The organism is Microbulbifer discodermiae (genome assembly GCF_040742695.1).
GTDB lineage: Bacteria > Pseudomonadota > Gammaproteobacteria > Pseudomonadales > Cellvibrionaceae > Microbulbifer.
The window spans coordinates 1-2,227 of record NZ_JBFLAB010000133.1; the positions used below are offsets into that span (position 1 = coordinate 1).

The 2,227-nt window shown below is 49.8% G+C and carries 2 protein-coding genes; both read left to right on the plus strand.

The window, feature by feature from the left end; translation table 11 throughout:
- Window positions 1–800: RHS repeat domain-containing protein (locus AB1S50_RS19325; protein ID WP_367152891.1), on the plus strand; the 800-nt coding region annotated here is incomplete at its 5' end.
- Between the two features lie 30 nt (window positions 801–830).
- A complete protein-coding gene (locus tag AB1S50_RS19330) occupies window positions 831–1,697 on the plus strand; it encodes a hypothetical protein (protein WP_367152892.1) in 867 nt (288 codons plus the stop codon).
- The last annotated feature ends 530 nt before the right edge of the window (window positions 1,698–2,227 follow it).

Genomic DNA, 2,227 nt, shown 5'->3' on the forward strand with positions numbered 1-2,227 from the left:
TGGGCAATATCACCAGCAAGACCAGCAGCCACGGGGCCGATACCAATGTCACCGGCTACCAGTACGGCGGGTCTGGCAATGCCGGTCCCAATGCGGTGAGCAGTGTCACCATCGGAGGGGAAAGCTATAGCCTGAACTACGACCTAAACGGGGCCATCACCCACTACGATGCGGCGGTCAGCGAAGACAAGTGGATTCGCTGGAATGCCCGGCAAATGGCCACCGAAGTCACTGTTGGTGACAGTCAGAGCACCGCAACCCCCACTGCCAGAGACAAATTCCACTACGGCCCCAACGGCCAGCGCTTCTACCGGGAATCCAGCTGGATGGAGGGCGGCCACCTGCAAACGGAGAAAGCCTTCTACGTGGGCACCTACGAAGAGCTGATCCCCGGCGATGCAACCATCACCAAGGTGGAAAGAACCAAGCTGGACAACAATGTGGTGCATATCGGCATCACCGATACCATGGGCAGCACTGGCGAATTCCAGTACCTGCACCGGGACCACCTGGGTTCCATTGAAAAAGTCACGGATGAAAGTGGAAGTCTGATTCTCGACACCGCTTTCGACCCCAGCGGCAAACGCAGAAAAGCCGACTGGAGCCAGGAGATGGACCCGCAAGGTCTGGAAGTTCTGCTGGCCTCCCAGAGCCTGGTCACCAACCGGGGCTTCACCGGCCACGAGCACCTGGACAGGACCGGCTTGATCCATATGAATGGGCGGATATATGATCCGACCTTGGGGAGATTCCTGAGTCCGGATCCCTTAGTGCAGGCACCGACCTTCAGTCAGAGCTAGAATCGTTACAGCTACGCTTTCAACAACCCGGTGGGTTTTACAGATCCTACGGGCTTTGTAACTGAAGATGATGATGAAGTCCACCTGGATGGTGGTGGCGGTGGTGATGTTGGAGGTGAGTCAGTGGAAGGCGTAGAGGTCACTGACAAATCAGAAAGAAGCCCATTTACGTCGCGAGGTGGTGGCGGATGGAGAGAAATCTCACCAACGAATCTTTCGACTTTGACGAATGGCGGGCCATCAAATTCAACAGGAGGGCGTTACCGGTATGTCTCACAAACTTCCTCTGCCAGTAGTTCGGACTCGTCCTCTGATGACGCGGGAAATGAAGATGATACCGAGGATAGTAAAGTGTCCCCCGCGGGGACTCCTTATGATGAAGAAGTGGTAGTTAGGGGGGATTCGAATGCACAAAAGGCCTTTATCTCCATCGGGTACGGAGCTCGTGAACTTGATAGGCTAGTTGGATTTTGGCGAGGTTTTGGAAAAGGATTTAAATCATTGGGTGCTGGTATTGTCAAAGCTATTGGATACGGCGGATCATATTGGGCAAGTAATGTTTGCTCAGCTTGGTCATCAGAGTGTGCCTCCACCCACCAATATATCAGTGATGAGGCCGGACGAATCGGTTTGGCACTTTATGATCTTACCCTTGATGAGGCTATGACCGCCCTTGTGTTGTCATCAGCATCTAACACGGCTGAGGGCTATGTCACGGGAAGGGCAGCAGCTGCATATGGCCTTAGTAAAATGCCCGGACGAATATATTTGAAGATCGGGATAGGGGCTGTGGCTGTTGCTGGTAATATGCTTCAAATGTCCGAAATGCACGGTGATGCATTAACGGGAGCACATTTGGTTAATGCTGTTGTAATGGGGGCTCAAAATGATATGTGATTGTGGTAATAGGTTAAATGCCTTGCGTGTCATAGTCGCTACGCTTTCTAAACCTGCACATTGCCCTTCTTGTGGTAAGTTCGTGTATGTTAAAACTCCGGTTTCAGAACCCCTCATGGTAATATTTGGTGTTCTCTTACTTGTAGTTTCGCTTTTTCTTTCGATTAAAAAAGAGTGGCTCTATTTATTTTTTTCTTTCGGGATTGTTTGTATTTTTCTATTTTTTATACGCATTATTGAGGTGAAGTTTATAGGAATTAGGTCTGAAACCAAGGATGAGTATACTAGATCTAAAAGCTTAGATTTTTCTGCTCGGCTAGTTTGGGGCGGATTGTTTGTAATCTTAATGATAGTCGCGTATTTTGTTTTTTAGTTAAAGAGGGGCGCTAAGGAACCTCTGAAAAACTGCTCCAGTCTGGCATAATTTACCCCATTTCCAACATACACAGATTCAATCATGAGCCAACTGACCTTCGCCGAAGCCGAATACACTATCAAGAAACGCAAAACACGGCGCGAACTGTTCCTCG